Origin of the sequence: Paenibacillus polygoni, assembly GCF_030263935.1 — a bacterium.
Taxonomy (GTDB): Bacteria; Bacillota; Bacilli; order Paenibacillales; family Paenibacillaceae; genus Paenibacillus; species Paenibacillus polygoni.
The window spans coordinates 3,304,687-3,321,564 of the sequence record NZ_CP127162.1; the positions used below are offsets into that span (position 1 = coordinate 3,304,687).

Genomic DNA, 16,878 nt, shown 5'->3' on the forward strand with positions numbered 1-16,878 from the left:
ATCGCGCCCGTTTCCATATATTTTACATGTTGATGTAAAAAAAGCTGACAGGTCATAATGACCGTCAGCTTTATCTTCTCTTTTTTGAAAACGAAATGAATTGATTTATATAGCACATTTCGTTGCTTTATTTTCATCAGAACCACATTTCGAGTATATTTCTCTCTATCTAAGCTTATAAAGAATAAATCTCTTTATATTTTTCCTCTAAATAATCGGCAAGATAATCTGGATTTAGTTCCTCTCCCGTAATTGCGAGAATAAGTTCAGATGGTTTTCGTGATTTACCGTACTTGTAAACTTTATCCGTAAGCCATTCTTTAATTGGTGAAAGATTTCCTTCTCGAAGAAGTCGATCAAATTCCGGCATTTCTTTTCGCATCGTGTTAACGATCTGCGCAGCATACATATTTCCCAGTGAATACGACGCAAAATAACCAAAATCTCCGCTCGACCAGTGTACATCCTGTAAAACACCCAATCCATCGTGAGGAGGTGTCACACCAAGGTATTGTTTATATTTATCATTCCACACCGCAGGAAGGTCTGAGACAGATAAATTCTCGTTAAATAACATCTTCTCTATTTCATAACGGATGATGATATGCAGGTTGTACGTTAGTTCGTCTGCTTCAATACGGATTAATGAACTCTCTACTTTATTAATGGCACGGTAAAAAGATTCGACAGACACATCTTTCAGCTGCTCTGGGAAATAAGACTGTAATACCGGATAGTAGCGCTCCCAAAAAGGAAGACTACGGCCGATCATATTTTCCCAGAGTCTGGACTGAGATTCATGAATTCCCATGGAAGTTCCTTCTGCAAGAAGGGTCCCTGCCAGTTTTGGATCGATATTTTGTTCATACAGCGCATGACCGCCTTCATGAAGTGAGCTGAATACGGCGCTTGCCACATCTTTTTCATAATAATGCGTGGTAATACGCACATCTCCTGGATTAAGCCCTGTAGCAAATGGATGTACGCTTTCGTCGAGTCTTCCCGCTTCAAAATCGTAGCCCATTTCCCCTAGAATATAGCGGCTGAATTCTTCTTGTTTCTTGATATCAAAAGATTGTTCTAGGAAGGAAGTATCCGGTTTATGTACCGAATTTTTGATTTTATCTTGCAGGGGAACAAGACGCGCTTTTAATCTACTGAATACTTCATCCAGTTTTGCTACCGTGAGATCCGGTTCGAACATATCAAGCAGCGTATCGTAGCGCGTATCTTTCACACCGAAATAATCTATGAATTCTCTCTTCATCTCTACGATTTGGGATAAGAAAGGTTCAAATGCAGCGAAATCTCCGTTTTCTTTTGCACTCTCCCACTGCACTTGTGATTTAGGCGCAAGCACGCTGAATGCCTGGAATTTATCCGGCGGTACGGACTGCATACGATTCAATTCCAGCTTAACATCCTCAATCAGACGCTGATCTTGCTCTTGAAGCTGCTTACATACATCTTCGCTCGTTAAATAAGTGATGAGTTCTTTCATTTCATCCGAGATTGAAATCTTAAACGCTTCCGTTGCCAGCATACCAATGGTTTCAGAACGCGTATCTACGCCCTTACGCGGTGCCCCTGTAGCTAAATCCCAATCCAGTAGACCGATTGCCTCATAATAACTTTTTATTTTTCGATTCATATTCAAAAAAACATCTAATTTCGCTTGAATATCGTGATCCATGTCAATGCACCTCGCTTACAATATAATTACTCCCTATTGATCATACTTTTTGTAAGTCGTATAATCAACTTTACAGGGTAGTTTACTTATCTAGCTATAAAGGAGGGACGAGTGACTATGAGAATCAAAGTAAGCAAGGCTGCAGAAGATCTGCTTAAGAAAAAGCTTGGGGATACGCCTGGTGTATTTCGATTGATTTACGATACGGAAGGCTGTGGTTGTGCGGTTAACGGCGTTCCTGCATTTCATATTGTTTCAAACCCTGAAGATTTGGATATTACAATTGAGAGCAATGTTCCGGAGCTCAACTTTATTATCGACGGCCATAGGGCTGTTTTTTTTGAAGAGGAACTTATTTTATCAACAGATCCTGGGGATCGTTCTTTGAGACTATCCAGTAACGGACAACATTATGGAATGTATTTGTTTCCGAAGGATACTCGTTTACAAAACCAGGACTAAGCAGTTAAACCCTATTTTAAGCTCGTAATTACTAAGGAGGAAGTAACATGGACAACATCAAGGATATTCTGGAACACAACAAGCAATTTGTAGAAAACCGGGACTATGAGGCTTACATATCAGATAAGTTTCCTCAAAAGAAAATGATGATCGTTACTTGTATGGATACACGGTTAGTCGAGCTTCTTCCTAAAGCTATGAATTTCCGTAATGGAGATGTAAAAATCATTAAAACAGCTGGTGCTATTATTTCTCATCCATTCGGCAGTGCAATGCGCAGTATTCTTGTTGGCCTGTACGAGCTTGGCGCAAAAGAAGTCATTGTTGTTGGGCATCATGAATGTGGTATGGCAGCACTTAATAGTGATGATATGCTCCATCACATGACGGAAAGAGGAATCTCGGGTGAGGTTCTAGATACGATTGAACATTCTGGAATCAATCTGAAAAACTGGCTCCGCGGATTTAATAACGTACAAGAAGGATTAATGGAAACGGTAGAACTGATTCGCAACCACCCTCTCCTTCCTTCCGATGTACCGGTTCACGGTATGATTATTGATCCTAAAACAGGTGCGCTGGATCTCTTAGTCGACGGAAATAAAAATCTTGCAGTGAAATCTTAAATTCTTAAATCTATAGAGAAATCTTAATTTATAAAAAAACAAGACCCTGTGCATTGCATTTCGTAATGTACGGTCTTGTTTTTTTATTACATTTTCGTGACACACCTTATACAATCTTCCCGTAGAAACCGAAGAACGGTTGTCAAACCATACAGTATTAGTGTACACTTTTATTCATATTATAGTTATAGAAAACGCTTAATTCCATGTTTGATGTAGCTATAACTAAGTAAAGGAGACATGTCCACTTGAACATACTGTCCTATGGTTTGCTCGGGTTACTCACACGTGACGAATCTTCCGGTTATGATCTTATGCTAAGAATTCAGCCCCACTGGCAAGCAAAGCATAGCCAAATTTATCCCATTCTCTCTCGAATGGAAGATGATGGGCTGTTATCGGCTCGCTGGGTTGAACAAACAGACAAACCGGATAAAAAAATGTACCGTGTCACAGACAAAGGTATTCAGAAATTATTAGACTGGATGTACACTCCCGTGTCCACCCCTGCTTTAAGGGATGAACTCAATCTTCGTATGATCTGCTTTCAAGTCACGAACCCTATTGTGATGAAGCGATGGGTAGATGAACGCAGAGATTGGTTTGAATCTCGGCTTGCATACTATGAAGCATTGCTTGCCAATTTACCAGAAGAAGCAGTACAGCCAGGCAGCCCCTACTTTGGGGAATACATTGTAAATACGAAAGGAACCATGACTGCAAAAACCGGTATTGAATGGTGCCATTGGGTTAACGGCCTCATGAATGCTCATTATCAAGAACGCGAAGCAACCCGTACACATTAATGATCGAAAAAAATGAAACCAATTTTTTTCTCAAACGTAAATAACTTATGTCACAAAAATCACATTCCAGGAGGGTTTTTCACTCATATGAAAAAATGGTTCAGCACGAAACGTCTATTAATGGTAATGATGGCTTTCACACTGGTTTTCTCTACTCTTGCAATTCCGGATCATGCTGATGCACGCCGCGGTGGTGGATTTAAGTCAGGTACCAAGTCTTATCAAAGTAATCCAAGCCGTTCTAATAACAGTACGAACTCGAATACAAAAAGCACTACTGCAAATAACTCTGCAAACACAGCAGCCAAGAAGCCTGGATTTTTCGGCGGTGGATCTTTAATGAAAGGTCTGATGATTGGTGGTCTTGCAGGAATGTTGTTCGGAGGTCTTTTCGGTAACATGGGATTCCTTGGCGACATTCTAGGACTTGCAATTAACCTCTTAGCAATCTATGTCATTGTTATGCTTGGAGTAGGTATCTATAGATCTATTAAGAAACGCCGCTTGGAGAATGAAAGATCAGGTAATAACAACGGCGGAAACGGACGGTACTAAGAAATATGGTTATTACAATGGATGAGATCGTGAATGCAATATGCATCCACACCGCAGAACGTAAACAAATTAAGCCAACAGATGTTCAAGTCGAACTTAGTTGGGATGAAGATACTGGTTACAGTGCCGAGGTATGGGCTCAAGGTCGCAGCCAGTTCATCGTTGAAGCGAATATGATTGAAGCGATCTTGCGATATGTTCACCAAGAATATAACATTCGTGCTTATCGTGAAGATGTCACCCTTGAACTTGATGAAGAAATTACGGCTACAATTCGTACTTAGTCAGGACAAGGCAGTATCATATACAGTAGAATAAGCGGTCTTTGCGTCATTGATATGACACGAAGACCGCTTTTTTATTTTTCATCACTGAATTCTTAACGGGGCGAACATTCTTATGGACCACGAACAAAAAAAACGATTCCCACCAGCTAGAAAAAGCTAGTAAGAATCGTTAAAGTTCTTGTCTAGAAATCCATTTCAAAACTCACTTAGAGAGTTATAAAAGGATTCAAGTACATGTATTTATGTATGTTAGTTATATATGTTAGATAGTATCAGTTATTATCTGCCAGTGTACTCAGATCCATGATCAGCTAGATCCAATTGGACTGGAGTGTAACTAAAAGTTACTACTGCTAGACCCAGCAGGAGTGCTACGGAAAGAAGGGCTTTTTTCATCGGATAAGTCTCCTCTCATAATGATATCGTTTAGTATATCATAACACAGCTTTAACTGTGAAACACTGCCAAATTTTCTAATTACTTCAAATAATGATATTGCTTTTTTAAAATATTTATCATTGCCTAACTGATCCGCTGCAAAAAGAATGTGCAAAGTCAGATCAATCGCAGCAGAGTGTTCTTGTCTTTTGTGTCTATATAAAGCTAACTGATACTGATAAGCCAAATAATGCGCTGCCTTAACCTTCTCTTTATAGTGAGTATAGTCTTTTATGTGTGGACTTAACTGATTAATTTCTGTTTCCACATCGTAATTGTATTGATTCGCAGAACGAAGGATATTTATTAATCCTTGAAGTGCTTGATCGGGCGTTTTAACTAGAAATTCAACATACTCAGGTATTCTTTCTTGTTTACCATCTAGTACATCAATTTGCAGTGTATTCGCTGAAGCGAAAAATTTGAAATCTTCTATAATAAACTTTCCTGTTTCCGTAGAATCATTAAGCCAATCCAGATTCGCATACAGTGATATGTACTCTCTCGATTTGCCCAGTTCACCTAATTTCTGATAGGATAAACTCTTCATCAAAGAACTATAACCAAAATAATAAATAATATGTTGTTTAAATTCATGAGAAGTGGATTCCGTTTCAACGAGTTCCTTGTGAATTTCTTTGGCTAAAGTCATCAATTCGTCTGAGAACGAAAGCACTTCCTCCCAATTCTCTAAGGTATAGTTGATCTGAATCAACTTCACGATTGTGTCTAAGTCGAGAGATTCACTATAAGGATAAGGTTCGTGCATTATTTCCCTCCTCACTATTTAATATCATATTTTTACTATATTTTACATTACCTATAACATCAGGTCAATTATATGTAATCTTACTTATTTTAATAGAGGCTTTTGGCTTATTTCACTATTTACTAAGATAAATGTTGCCGTTTTCATTTCAAAGACTATAATTAAAATCATATACATCCTGTCACAAGAGAGGAGACATTCAGTGCGATCACAAAGTTATGACTTTGCTTTTACACAAGCAGCGATCGGTATGGCTCTCATTTCGTTAGATGGAACCATTCTCAATGCAAATCAGGCACTTTATGATCTCTTGGGATATAAAAAGCCAGATATCATTTCATCTCCCCCTCTTCCTTTCATGGAAGACGACATGATAATTCATATCATTCAAGCAGGACAATCCCTTCCGCTGGGTCTTAGTAGTCCCAGTTATACACGGATCGAACAAGAATACGTTCATCCTTCAGGCAATAAAGTTTCTCTTCACATCCATGTTTCCATGGTTTTGGATAACAATCAAGTTCCTATATATTATTTGGCTCAATTTGATAATATCACGAAGATTAAACATGCAGAGGAGCAGCTGCAGGTAGCGAAGAACGCTTTACATGATAATGAACACTTTCTTCAACAGATGTTAGAAGGGCTTTCTCTCACTGTGCTGATTACTGTAGACGGAATTATTAATTATGTGAATCCCGCTGGGCTGCAATTGGTCTATGCTGAAAGTATGGATGAAGTTCTAGGGAAAAGTACAGATCAGTTTGTAGATCCCTCAAGTCACCGTATTCTGTTGGAACGCAGGGAACAGTATGATAAGAACAAGGAATTAGGATCTGTTCGCTATCTAATCCGATGCCTAAATGGACATAAGAAATATGTGGAAGGATTTTCATTACAAATTACCTTTAAAGGTCAGGATGCTGTCATTGGAATTTTCAAAGATATCACAAAACAAGAAGCAGAGAAAGAACGCACGATGCAATCCGAAAAGCTATCTACTGCCGGCCAATTAGCTGCGGGAATTGCCCATGAAATCCGCAATCCACTCACGGCGATCAATGGATTTATGAAACTGCTCCGCTCCTCTAAGGATAAGTCGGATCAATACATTTCGATCATTGAATCCGAGCTGAAACGTATCGAATTCATTGTAAATGAACTGCTCGTCTTATCCAAGCCTCAAAAGAACCATACCAGCACACCACTAAATTTAATGTCTTTAATAGATCAAGTAATTACATTAATGTATGGACAAGCTTCTCTTAAGAACATCGAGATTGTTACACAATACCCTGATAAACCCTTCATTTTAATTATGGGTGTGGAGAATCAACTGAAGCAAGTATTCATTAATTTACTTAAAAATGCACTGGAAGCGATGAATCATGGAGGAATGATCCAGGTTTATCTACAGGTCATCGATAAAGAAGTCCAAATTCGTGTTCAAGATCAAGGATACGGCATGACCAAAGATCAAATGGATGCCCTAGGAAAGCCCTTTTATACAACGAAAGATACAGGAACAGGCCTTGGATTTATGATCACACAAAATATTATCCATAATCATGGCGGAGCTATTACAGTAGACAGTATTCTTGAGCAGGGTACCACTTTTACCGTATCCCTACCTATGATCATGATTGCAGATAAAGAGAATTTTTAATCTATACAGTAAGGAACACTCAATCTACAACTGCTTACATAGAGAACTGTCTCATGTTGTCCACGTTTTGGATGCGGACGAGACGGTTTTTTCTTTTCTTTACTCCTCTCTTTCTTTGAGAGTGCCATCTATCTTACCTATATCACAGTATCAGTATATCGCCCAATCTTATCCATTGCGCCATGGACAAGGTACTTTCAAATCCTCTTTTTCGTACAGTATCTTAACAGCAGATAGATGTCCGTCTATCTTCCTAGTCGAGCCGCAAGAGGTGAAAAATATGCCAATAAAAAATGGCACACAGTATATCGAACGCATAGATCAACAAAATTTAAACCTATGGTATCAAGGAAAAAGAATCACGGGACCTTACTCAAAGCATCCTTTGTTCAGCGGACTCATGAAAACGCAGGCTGCATTATACGACTTACAGTGTGATCCTGAGTATCAAGCTGAAATGACTTATCCCTCTCCACTGACGGGCGAACCTGTCGGGCTTTCTTTTCTGCCCCCTGTTCATCCAGATGATATTAAAAAAAGAAAACGCATGATGGACCTTTGGTCTGCAAAGCATCATGGTTTTTTGGGCCGTTCTCCAGACTATATGAATACAGCTCTCATGTCTTTATATACGGCAGCTGATATTTTAGAAGAGCATAACCCGGCATACGCGAATAACCTTCGTAATTATTATACTTACTGCAGAGAAAATGATATCACTTTGTCTCACGCTTTTATTCAGCCATTCGCTAGTAAAGTATCAGGACAAGTGGATTCCTTAGAGGATTCGATTACCGCTAAAGTGATAGAAGTTAATGAGGAAGGTTTTATCATCAGCGGTGCCTTCATGATGGCAACACAAGGAGTCACTTGTGATGAGATGCTCGTATTTCCTACCCCTACCCTGTATCCTCTTGAAGAGAAAAACCCCTATGCCTTCGCTTTTTCCATTCCAAACGACCTGAAAGGTATAACCTTTATTTGCCGAGAAAGCAATGCTTCCGAGTCTTTCTACAATCACCCGCTCAGTGCAAGATATGAAGAGATGGATACGCTTGTTATCTTCGACCGTGTACTCGTACCGCATGACCGAATGTTCTATTATGGCGATGAAAATATCGGTTACCGTTTATTCAGTGATGGAAATTTCCATACACATATCGGACATCAAATTGTATCTCGGTATATAGCAAAGACAGAATTTTTCCTCGGACTTGTAGAATCACTAGCACATGAACAGAATGTAAGCTTTGATGCTAACATCATTGGCCAAACAGCCAAGATTATGACCATGCTTGAAACGTTTAAAGCGCTTAGAATTGCAGCAGAAGAAGGCGCAAAACAAAACCAGTATGGTTATTATGTGCCAGCATCAAGTCCTCTTCTGGCTTCCAGTATTCTGTTTCCCACTTTCTATTTAGAAATGGTGGATATGATTCAGCGGCTTGGCTCTAGTGGTATAATCATGATTCCATACGAAGAAGATCTCTCTTCAGAGATTGGAAGCTATGTCTATGAGTATTTACATGGTCTGGAGTCCACATCTAAAGATCGCATCGCTCTATTCAGACTGGCATGGGAACTTGGAGCTGGTTCATTCGGGGGACGGCAAAGTCAGTTTGAGCGCTTCTTCTTCGGTAATGCTCAAACCGTTAATTTCCGGATGTTTAACAGTTATGATAATCATGAAGATTATCAGCAGTTGATTCATGACTTCTTAGGGATCGAAAAGAAGGAAACAGCGGAAGAAATGGAAGAAATCGAAGAAGTGAAAGAAAATGAGCAATGATTTGAAGTGAATAATTATAAGTGTACTGCTAGAACTATAACTAATTTACATGCCAATTATGTTCAGCTGAATCAATATCAGAGAACATTTCGTTAGTTAAACGATTGCCGCATTCTAAGCGCGCGGCAATCGTTTTTTCTATTTCTAAGGGACCGTATTACTCTCTAAGGACGACACACTAATCAGGACGCCTCGTCCCTTACTTTTCTATGTAATTCAACAGAGGTTCTCTCTTTTGCTCCAGCACTATACTCTTTCAGCGGAAAGTTTTTGTTCTTTCGTTAACAACGGTTCAAATTCATATACCCATACTCCGTTATCAGCGACTTTTATTTTTACAAGTCCTTTTTTACGCAATTCTTCTAGAACCTGTTCTGCCATTTTCTGATCCATCTCTGTATACAACACAATTTCTGAGATTGTAAGCAGCTGGTCCTGCTCCATAGCGAACATGAAGAGTTGCTTTTCCATCCTTCTATTCTTGGTTTTCTTCATACGAGATTGTTCATATAATCCCATGCTGAGGGGAAGTACGCCAAAGATGAGAAACCCGAGATCAAGACCTGAATGGTATACGCTAAAAGAATAGATATATAGTATCGTCGAAAACAAACCCAGACAAATGAGCGTCCATAAAATCCATGCTTTGCTGTTTCCCATGGCTCTCCTCCTTCTTCCTATATCATAAGTTTACCCAAAAAAAGTGAATCAGACCATTTCTCAAGGGAATTCATTTTGTTTTTTCCGCAGTATTCCGGGGAATACTGGCATGAAAACATAGAATTGTTGTACAATAGTATCTAAATGTTAAAAACGAAGGATGGATTAATTACATGTACGCAGCTCAAGATTGGAAAGACTACGAAGTTATTGATACTGGCGGCGGAGAGAAATTGGAACGCTGGGGAGATATTATCCTTAGAAGACCCGATCCGCAAATTATTTGGCCCTTAAAAAAAGAGACCGGTGCATGGCGTGATGTGCATGGTCACTATCATCGCAGTTCTTCTGGCGGAGGAAACTGGGATATGAAAAAGCCGATCCCGGACCGCTGGACGATTTCATATGATCAGCTTAAATTTTATATTAAACCTACGAGTTTTAAACATACAGGTTTGTTTCCAGAACAAGCAGCCAACTGGCGCTGGATGATGGACAAGATTCAAAATGCTGGAAGACCTATTTCCGTGCTGAACCTGTTTGCTTATACAGGCGGGGCTACGGTTGCTTCTGCCTATGCAGGTGCAAGTGTCGTTCACGTTGACGCTGCAAAAGGTATGGTGCAGTGGGCTAAAGAAAACGTTCAGCTCTCCGGCCTCGCAGATCGCCCGGTCCGATTCATTACAGATGACGTATTTAAATTTGTACAACGTGAAAAGCGCCGTGGAAACCGTTATGATGCGATTATTATGGATCCTCCATCCTATGGACGCGGTCCAAACGGAGAAACTTGGAAGTTGGAACAAAACCTATATCCATTCCTTGAATCTTGCACCGAAATTTTGTCGGATAACCCCTTGTTTATGCTGATTAACTCCTATACAACAGGAATCTCTCCTACGGTTCTGTCTAACATGCTGAACATGACGATGACAGATAAGTATGGCGGTAAAATATCAGCAGGCGAGATCGGTCTTCCGATTACGAAATCCGGTATGACCCTGCCATGCGGTATACTGGGACGCTGGGAATCATAAATGATGGTACATGGTCGTAATTTACCTCCAATCACCATTCTTTACGAGGACAATCACCTATTAGGTGTTGAGAAGATCGTTAATGTCCCTACACAGGCAGATGTATCGGGTGATATGGACATGCTGAATCTGCTAAAAGAAGATATAAAAATCAGGTTTAACAAACCCGGTAATGTTTACCTTGGACTTGTTCACCGATTGGACAGACCTGTTGGAGGTGCTATGATTTTTGCCAAAACCTCTAAAGCGGCTTCCCGACTATCTGATGCAGTTCGGACCAGAAAATTTGATAAGACCTACGTAGCCGTTGTTCACGGTCATCCCCCTGCAAGCCAGGGCAGGCTTGAACACACTTTACTTAAGGATGAGAAGACGAATATCGTTAAGGCTGTTCCGAAAGGTACACCCGGCGGTAAAGATGCTGTGCTTGACTACTATGTATTAGGCCAAAATGATCATTACAGCTTAATTCAAGTCGTTCTCCATACAGGGAGATCCCATCAAATTAGAGTACAGTGTAAAGAAATGGGCTGTCCTTTATATGGGGATCAAAAGTATGGTTCGTCTGTGAATAAGCCCGGTCAGCAGCTATCCTTGTGGTCCTGTTCTGTCGGTTTTCCTCATCCAGTAACGAAAGAATATATTCAGCTTATCTCGATTCCACCAAGAGAATATCCTTGGAGTGAATGGCAAGAAAGTATATATCAGAGTGCTGCACGTCAGCCCTTTGTTTAAAAGGGATCAGCAAAAAACCGCTCTGCTTTAGCAGAACGGTTTTTTTGTATCATTTTTAATTAGATTGACTTGTGCTAACTTCGGGCTTACCCATAGGGAAACCTTTACTATCCTTAGGAACAGACTTTTTAATGAAGAACGCTAATACAAGAGCCACTACAGTCAGAACAGCAGCAATGATAAAGGCAAAATTGATACCATGAATACTTGCTTGTGCCAGTACTTGCGGAGACTGCTGTGCTAATTTTCCAACAGCTGCTGGGTCATTCATATTTACACCAGCTTGATCAAGAACATATTGTTTGAGCGAGCTGCTATAAATGGTTACGAAAACAGCTGTACCAATCGCACCAAACACCGTACGCATTGTATTTAACATAACCGTACCATGCGCATTTAACCTTTGCGGAATATCATTAAGCGCTGCTGTCTGAATCGGCATCATAAGCAGTGACATACCAAACATACGGAATGTATACATCAAGATCAAATGATTATAAGAAGTGTCCATTGTGAGTTTACTGAATTCATAGGTTGTCACTGCGGTAATTACCAAACCAATAATACTCAGCCATTTGGCACCAAACTTATCAAATAATCCACCCGTAATCGGAGACATAATCCCCATCACAATTGCACCCGGTAACATGAGAAGACCGGAATCAAATGCACTGATACCGCGTGTATTCTGAAGATAAATAGGAAGCAAAATCATACCTGAGAACATTGCCATATTTACTACAACAAGTATTACTGTATTCAAGGAATACATGCTGTTTTTAAATACACGGAACTCGAGCAGCGGGGTTTCTAGTTTGAACTGTCTTATGATAAAGATAAGCAATGCAATTGCACCGACAGCAAGACAGGAGATGACAACCGGGTCTCCCCATCCTTTTGAACCAGCATCACTGAATCCATATAGTAAACCACCAAATCCCAGCGTAGATAAAACAACAGAAACCATATCAAGCTTAGGATCACTCGTTACTGTTACATTTTTCACGAAACGCATACCAATAAGAATGGAGATTATGGCAATCGGAAGAATAATCCAGAATAAAGTTCTCCAGTCGTAATTTTCAACAATATAACCTGAAAGTGTAGGACCAATCGCCGGAGCTAAGATCATGGCAATCCCGATCGTCCCCATTGCTTTTCCCCGTTGTTCTATAGGGAAAATGTTAAGAACCACAACATTAAGCAGTGGCATCATAATACCTGCGCCTGCTGCTTGAATAACACGTCCTGTCATTAGGATCGCAAAGTTCGGGCTTATGCCGCATAACAGGGTACCGATTGTAAATAAACTCATACCCGTAATAAAAATTTGTCTTGTTGTGAACTTAGCCATTAGATAGGCGGTGACTGGCATAAGTACACCATTCACTAACATAAACCCGGTAGCCAACCATTGTACCGTCGTTTCTGTAATATTCAGACTTCCCATAATACTAGGCAATGCAACGTTAAGCAACGTTTGGTTCAAAAACGCAACAAATGCACCCAGCAGCATTGCAAATAAAATAGGGCCTTTCTTTACATCTCCAGCACTCGAAGGCTGGTTCGCAGCAATACTACTCATAAATACAAATCATCTCTCTTTCTCCATCTTTTGAATCATCAGTGAATGAATACGTAGAAGATTTTCAATATCTTCCTTTGGTAAATCCATCATCGGAGCTACCCGCTTCATAAATAGCTGATACATCTTTTCTTGAGTTTTCCTGCCTTTTTCTGTTACATGAAGCTCGAGTGACCTTCTATCCTGTAAACATCTTTCCCTCATAACCATTCCTGCTTTTACCAGACGATCAATAACTCCACTCATCGTGCTGTTTCCCATGTGACAAAGATCAGCGAGTTCCGAAAGACCGATATTCGGATGTTCAACCAGAATGGACAATACGAGGAGTTGGATTCTGGTTACTTCGATCTCCCCCGTACCCTCATCAACCCAAAAGTTACGATGAAACGTCTGTGATACTTGGCGGAAAGAGTTGAAAATACGGTACATCTCATCATAAGCCATCATTATATTCACCCTAATTAGTTATTATATATAATATTTCGTATACGAAATATAAGGGTTACAAAGTAATATTATAACCCGATAATGAAAATAGTCAACTATTTTCATATGTAATTACTTTCTTAATTAAATATATACATAAATAAAGCCAGGAATATAATATATTCCTGGCTTCAGACCATTCATTTATTTAAGAAGATTGCTTCGTTGTTGCCGTTTGTGTTGTGATTTTTGACAAAAGGTACACCAGCAATTGTTGATTATGAGATGAAATCTTACTTAATGTCTGATCAATAAATTCTTCTCTAATCGTCGTCCCGCGTACCGCTTCGAGCCTCCCTTTCTCACTCAACGTAATCCACACGACCCTTCGATCACGGTCATCTCTTCTTCGTTCTATTAGCTCATGTTTCTCCATTCGATCAAGCAGCATCGTAACCGCTGCAGGTGTGGTAGCTAAATATGGCGTAAATTCAGAAGGTTTCATTCTTGGGTGTTCCAGCAAAAGTTCCAGTACAGTAAGCTGGGCTTCGGTGAGTACAGGAGCCAGTTCCTGTTCCATATGTGATTTGTAATCCTTCGTTAGTATGGACCACAATTTTACAAATTCGGAAGAATGCATTCGTTTCCTCCCCTTTCCATGGATTAGGTCAAATGTACATAAGTGAACTTTGATTTACATGGTCTACTATTCACCAGCTGAATTATCTTTGCTAGATGAACATTTCGCTGTTATAGATAAGAATCCTTCCCCATTTTTGGCACTCGACCCTTATCGACGAAGGTTCTTAATCTTCCCAAAAAAGCATCAAAAAAAGTCCTCCATGCCGTAATTTGGCATGTGGAGGACTTGTTATGACATCTATTTTAGGTCTACTCAGATAATTGTAGAATTTTCACAATCAAATCTGTCTTATCCGCGCCTGCAATCGATTTACCGACACTTTTCTTGTCAGATATCGGTGCTGACTCTGTCGAGAACGGAAGTGTTTTTCCTTGTTCCGTCCAAGCTAGTAATGATTTCGGCTCTTTCACATGATAAGCACCAACAATTCTGGTTCCATTGGATCTTACTCTTTTTCCTTCTTTGAATTCAAAGGTAATGACTCCCTTACCTCCACGGGTTTGCAGAGGATAATCAAGCAACAAGGAACGCTTACCATATCCAAGTTCCGTAATGGTGAAGATTTCACCCTCATCTTCGTCGACCCATAGGGCTGCTATTACTTCATCATCGTCTTTTAACTGAATGCCTTTGACTCCGCCAGATACACGGCCCATAGAATTGACTTCGCTTTCTAAGAAGCGGATGCTCATTCCATTTTTCGTTACGAGGAGAATATGTCTATTTCCTGTACTTAGTTGTACTTGAATGATCTCATCCCCTGCTGCTACTTTACAAGCTGCAACCGCGGAAGAGCGTTTTGTCGCATATTCCTTAAGCTCGGTACGTTTGACTTGTCCGCGTTTCGTAACAAATACAAGACTGGTTCCTTCTTGTTCAAAATTACGAACAGGAATGACACTAATTACTTTGTCTTCTTTTGATAGTGGAATTACATTGACAATGGCAGTCCCAGGTTCCTTCCACTTAAATTCAGGAATCTGATGGACGGGTAGCAAGAAGTATTGTCCCCGCTGTGTGAAAACAAGCAAGTTATCAAGTGTATTAACGTCAAGGATTGAGGTGATTAGATCCCCCTCTTTGACACCAGAACTTGTGCGTTCTGCTCCTGATCTAGTAAATGACAGCATACTCGTCCGTTTAATATATCCGTCATTTGACAAGGTCACCAGTACATCTTCTGAATTCACCAATACTTCAAGATTTACTTTCAATTCTTCTACCTGTTCTTGAATTGCCGAACGACGATCGATTCCGTATTTATCGCGTATTTCTTTCAGTTCCTTACGTATAATACTAATCAGTTTACGGTCGCTCTCTAAAATACTGCGTAACTCTTTCACTTTTTTCTGGATTTCATCCAGTTCTTTTTGAAGCGTTGTAATTTCAAGATTCGTTAATCGGTATAATTGCAAGGTTAGAATGGAATCTGCTTGTCTTTCAGAGAATCCAAACATCCATTCCAGATTGTTTTGTGCATCTTGACGATTCTTGGAGGCTTTGATCGCGGCAATCACTTCATCAAGGATATTCAGAGCCTTTACCAATCCTTCAAGGACGTGTGCTCTGTCTTCTGCTTTTTCCAGATCATATTTGGTACGGTAGGTTACCACTTCACGTTGATGTGCAATATAAGCTTCCAATATAGGTTTCAAACCAAGTTGATGCGGTGCTTTATTCACAATCGCCACCATATTGAAATTATAAGTGACCTGCAGATCTGTCTTTTTGAACAGATAAGCTAAAATACCTTGTGCATCTGCATCTTTTTTTAGCTCAACCACAATTCGCAAACCTTCCCGGCCGCTCTCATCCCGTACTTCGGCAATTCCCTCGACTTTTTTCTCTAAACGGATGGTCTCCATCGCGGTAACAAGACGTGATTTCACGACTTGATACGGAATTTCCGTAATCACAATTTGCTGTTTACCGCCGCGAAGATTCTCGATATCTGTCTTGGAACGGATATAGATACGACCTTTTCCCGTACGGTACGCATCAAGGATTCCTTCACCGCCCATAATAATGCCGCCTGTCGGAAAATCAGGACCTTTAATGAAAGTCATGATCTCATCAAGCTCGATCGAAGGTTTTTCCATCACCGCAATACAAGCATCAATGACTTCTCTTAAATTGTGAGTAGGAATCTCAGTCGCAAAACCTGATGAAATTCCGCTCGCCCCATTAACCAACAAGTTTGGATAGCGGGAAGGAAGCACCACAGGTTCCTTCGCCGTATTATCGAAATTGTCTTTAAAAAGAACGGTGCGTTTCTCAATATCACGCAAGATCTCCATAGCAATAGGTGATAATCTGGCTTCCGTATAACGCATTGCAGCAGCCGGATCATCATCTTGTGAACCCCAGTTACCGTGGCCGTCAACCAGTACATGGCCCATTTTCCATGGCTGTGCCATACGTACCATCCCATCATAGATGGAGGAATCACCGTGGGGATGATAATTCCCCATTACGTCCCCTACTGTTTTGGCTGATTTCCGGTACGGTTTGTCAGGCGTATTATGGGAATCATACATCGCATACAAAATTCGTCTTTGTACAGGTTTTAGTCCATCTCGTACATCGGGAATGGCTCTATCTTGAATTATATATTTAGAATACCGGCCAAAGCGATCACCAACGACTTCTTCTAAAAATGCCGGTAAAAATTGTTCTGGTAAACTCATTCAAAGCACCT

General features: G+C 40.2%; 16 protein-coding genes. 9 read left to right on the forward strand and 7 right to left on the reverse strand.

What is annotated here, in order from left to right; translation table 11 throughout:
- Positions 1-175: 175 nt before the first annotated feature.
- On the reverse strand, positions 176-1,693 hold the full coding sequence (locus tag QPK24_RS15795; protein WP_285742668.1) for a carboxypeptidase M32: 1,518 nt from the start codon (positions 1,691-1,693) through the stop codon (positions 176-178).
- A gap of 117 nt (positions 1,694-1,810) precedes the next feature.
- Between QPK24_RS15795 and QPK24_RS15800 the strand changes: the two genes are divergently transcribed.
- The 5 genes from QPK24_RS15800 (at position 1,811) to QPK24_RS15820 (ending at position 4,426) form a co-directional block, all read left to right on the forward strand.
- Entirely contained in the window at positions 1,811-2,155 is a 345-nt protein-coding gene (locus QPK24_RS15800; protein ID WP_285742670.1) for an iron-sulfur cluster biosynthesis family protein, read from the forward strand.
- 47 nt (positions 2,156-2,202) lie between these two features.
- Entirely contained in the window at positions 2,203-2,781 is a 579-nt protein-coding gene (locus tag QPK24_RS15805) for a beta-class carbonic anhydrase (RefSeq protein WP_285742672.1), read from the forward strand.
- Positions 2,782-3,029: 248 nt separating this feature from the next.
- On the forward strand, positions 3,030-3,587 hold the full coding sequence (locus tag QPK24_RS15810; RefSeq protein ID WP_213529444.1) for a PadR family transcriptional regulator: 558 nt from the start codon (positions 3,030-3,032) through the stop codon (positions 3,585-3,587).
- Positions 3,588-3,674: 87 nt separating this feature from the next.
- Entirely contained in the window at positions 3,675-4,142 is a 468-nt protein-coding gene (locus QPK24_RS15815; RefSeq protein WP_285742677.1) for a hypothetical protein, read from the forward strand.
- A 5-nt stretch (positions 4,143-4,147) separates the two neighbouring features.
- Positions 4,148-4,426 (forward strand): YxcD family protein, encoded by a 279-nt coding sequence (locus QPK24_RS15820; protein WP_213529448.1) that lies wholly within the window; start codon positions 4,148-4,150, stop codon positions 4,424-4,426.
- A 340-nt stretch (positions 4,427-4,766) separates the two neighbouring features.
- Here QPK24_RS15820 and QPK24_RS15825 read toward each other — a convergent pair whose 3' ends face one another.
- On the reverse strand, positions 4,767-5,636 hold the full coding sequence (locus QPK24_RS15825; protein WP_285742680.1) for a hypothetical protein: 870 nt from the start codon (positions 5,634-5,636) through the stop codon (positions 4,767-4,769).
- Positions 5,637-5,838: 202 nt separating this feature from the next.
- On the opposite strand from QPK24_RS15825, the gene QPK24_RS15830 reads away from it, so the two are divergent.
- Both QPK24_RS15830 and QPK24_RS15835 read left to right on the forward strand, forming a co-directional pair.
- Entirely contained in the window at positions 5,839-7,302 is a 1,464-nt protein-coding gene (locus tag QPK24_RS15830) for an ATP-binding protein (protein WP_285742682.1), read from the forward strand.
- A gap of 280 nt (positions 7,303-7,582) precedes the next feature.
- Positions 7,583-9,091, forward strand: coding sequence for a 4-hydroxyphenylacetate 3-hydroxylase family protein (locus QPK24_RS15835; protein WP_285742684.1), 1,509 nt, complete (start codon positions 7,583-7,585; stop codon positions 9,089-9,091).
- Positions 9,092-9,337: 246 nt separating this feature from the next.
- On the opposite strand, the gene QPK24_RS15840 is transcribed toward QPK24_RS15835, so the two are convergent.
- Entirely contained in the window at positions 9,338-9,751 is a 414-nt protein-coding gene (locus QPK24_RS15840; RefSeq protein WP_285742685.1) for a hypothetical protein, read from the reverse strand.
- Between the two features lie 173 nt (positions 9,752-9,924).
- On the opposite strand from QPK24_RS15840, the gene QPK24_RS15845 reads away from it, so the two are divergent.
- Together QPK24_RS15845 and QPK24_RS15850 are read left to right on the forward strand one after the other, a co-directional pair.
- Positions 9,925-10,788 (forward strand): class I SAM-dependent methyltransferase, encoded by an 864-nt coding sequence (locus QPK24_RS15845; protein ID WP_213529462.1) that lies wholly within the window; start codon positions 9,925-9,927, stop codon positions 10,786-10,788.
- On the forward strand, positions 10,789-11,523 hold the full coding sequence (locus QPK24_RS15850) for an RluA family pseudouridine synthase (RefSeq protein ID WP_285742689.1): 735 nt from the start codon (positions 10,789-10,791) through the stop codon (positions 11,521-11,523).
- A gap of 55 nt (positions 11,524-11,578) precedes the next feature.
- Here the strand turns inward: QPK24_RS15850 and QPK24_RS15855 are convergent, their stop codons facing one another.
- From QPK24_RS15855 to gyrA, 4 genes are all read right to left on the reverse strand, one after another.
- Positions 11,579-13,108, reverse strand: coding sequence for a DHA2 family efflux MFS transporter permease subunit (locus QPK24_RS15855; protein ID WP_285742691.1), 1,530 nt, complete (start codon positions 13,106-13,108; stop codon positions 11,579-11,581).
- 9 nt (positions 13,109-13,117) lie between these two features.
- A complete protein-coding gene (locus QPK24_RS15860) occupies positions 13,118-13,558 on the reverse strand; it encodes a MarR family winged helix-turn-helix transcriptional regulator (RefSeq protein ID WP_285742693.1) in 441 nt (146 codons plus the stop codon).
- A 187-nt stretch (positions 13,559-13,745) separates the two neighbouring features.
- Positions 13,746-14,177 carry a MarR family winged helix-turn-helix transcriptional regulator gene (locus QPK24_RS15865; protein ID WP_213529471.1) on the reverse strand — a complete coding sequence of 144 codons (432 nt, stop codon included), beginning with the start codon at positions 14,175-14,177 and terminating at the stop codon, positions 13,746-13,748.
- A gap of 251 nt (positions 14,178-14,428) precedes the next feature.
- Entirely contained in the window at positions 14,429-16,867 is a 2,439-nt protein-coding gene (gyrA, locus tag QPK24_RS15870) for a DNA gyrase subunit A (protein WP_285742697.1), read from the reverse strand.
- Positions 16,868-16,878: the final 11 nt, after the last annotated feature.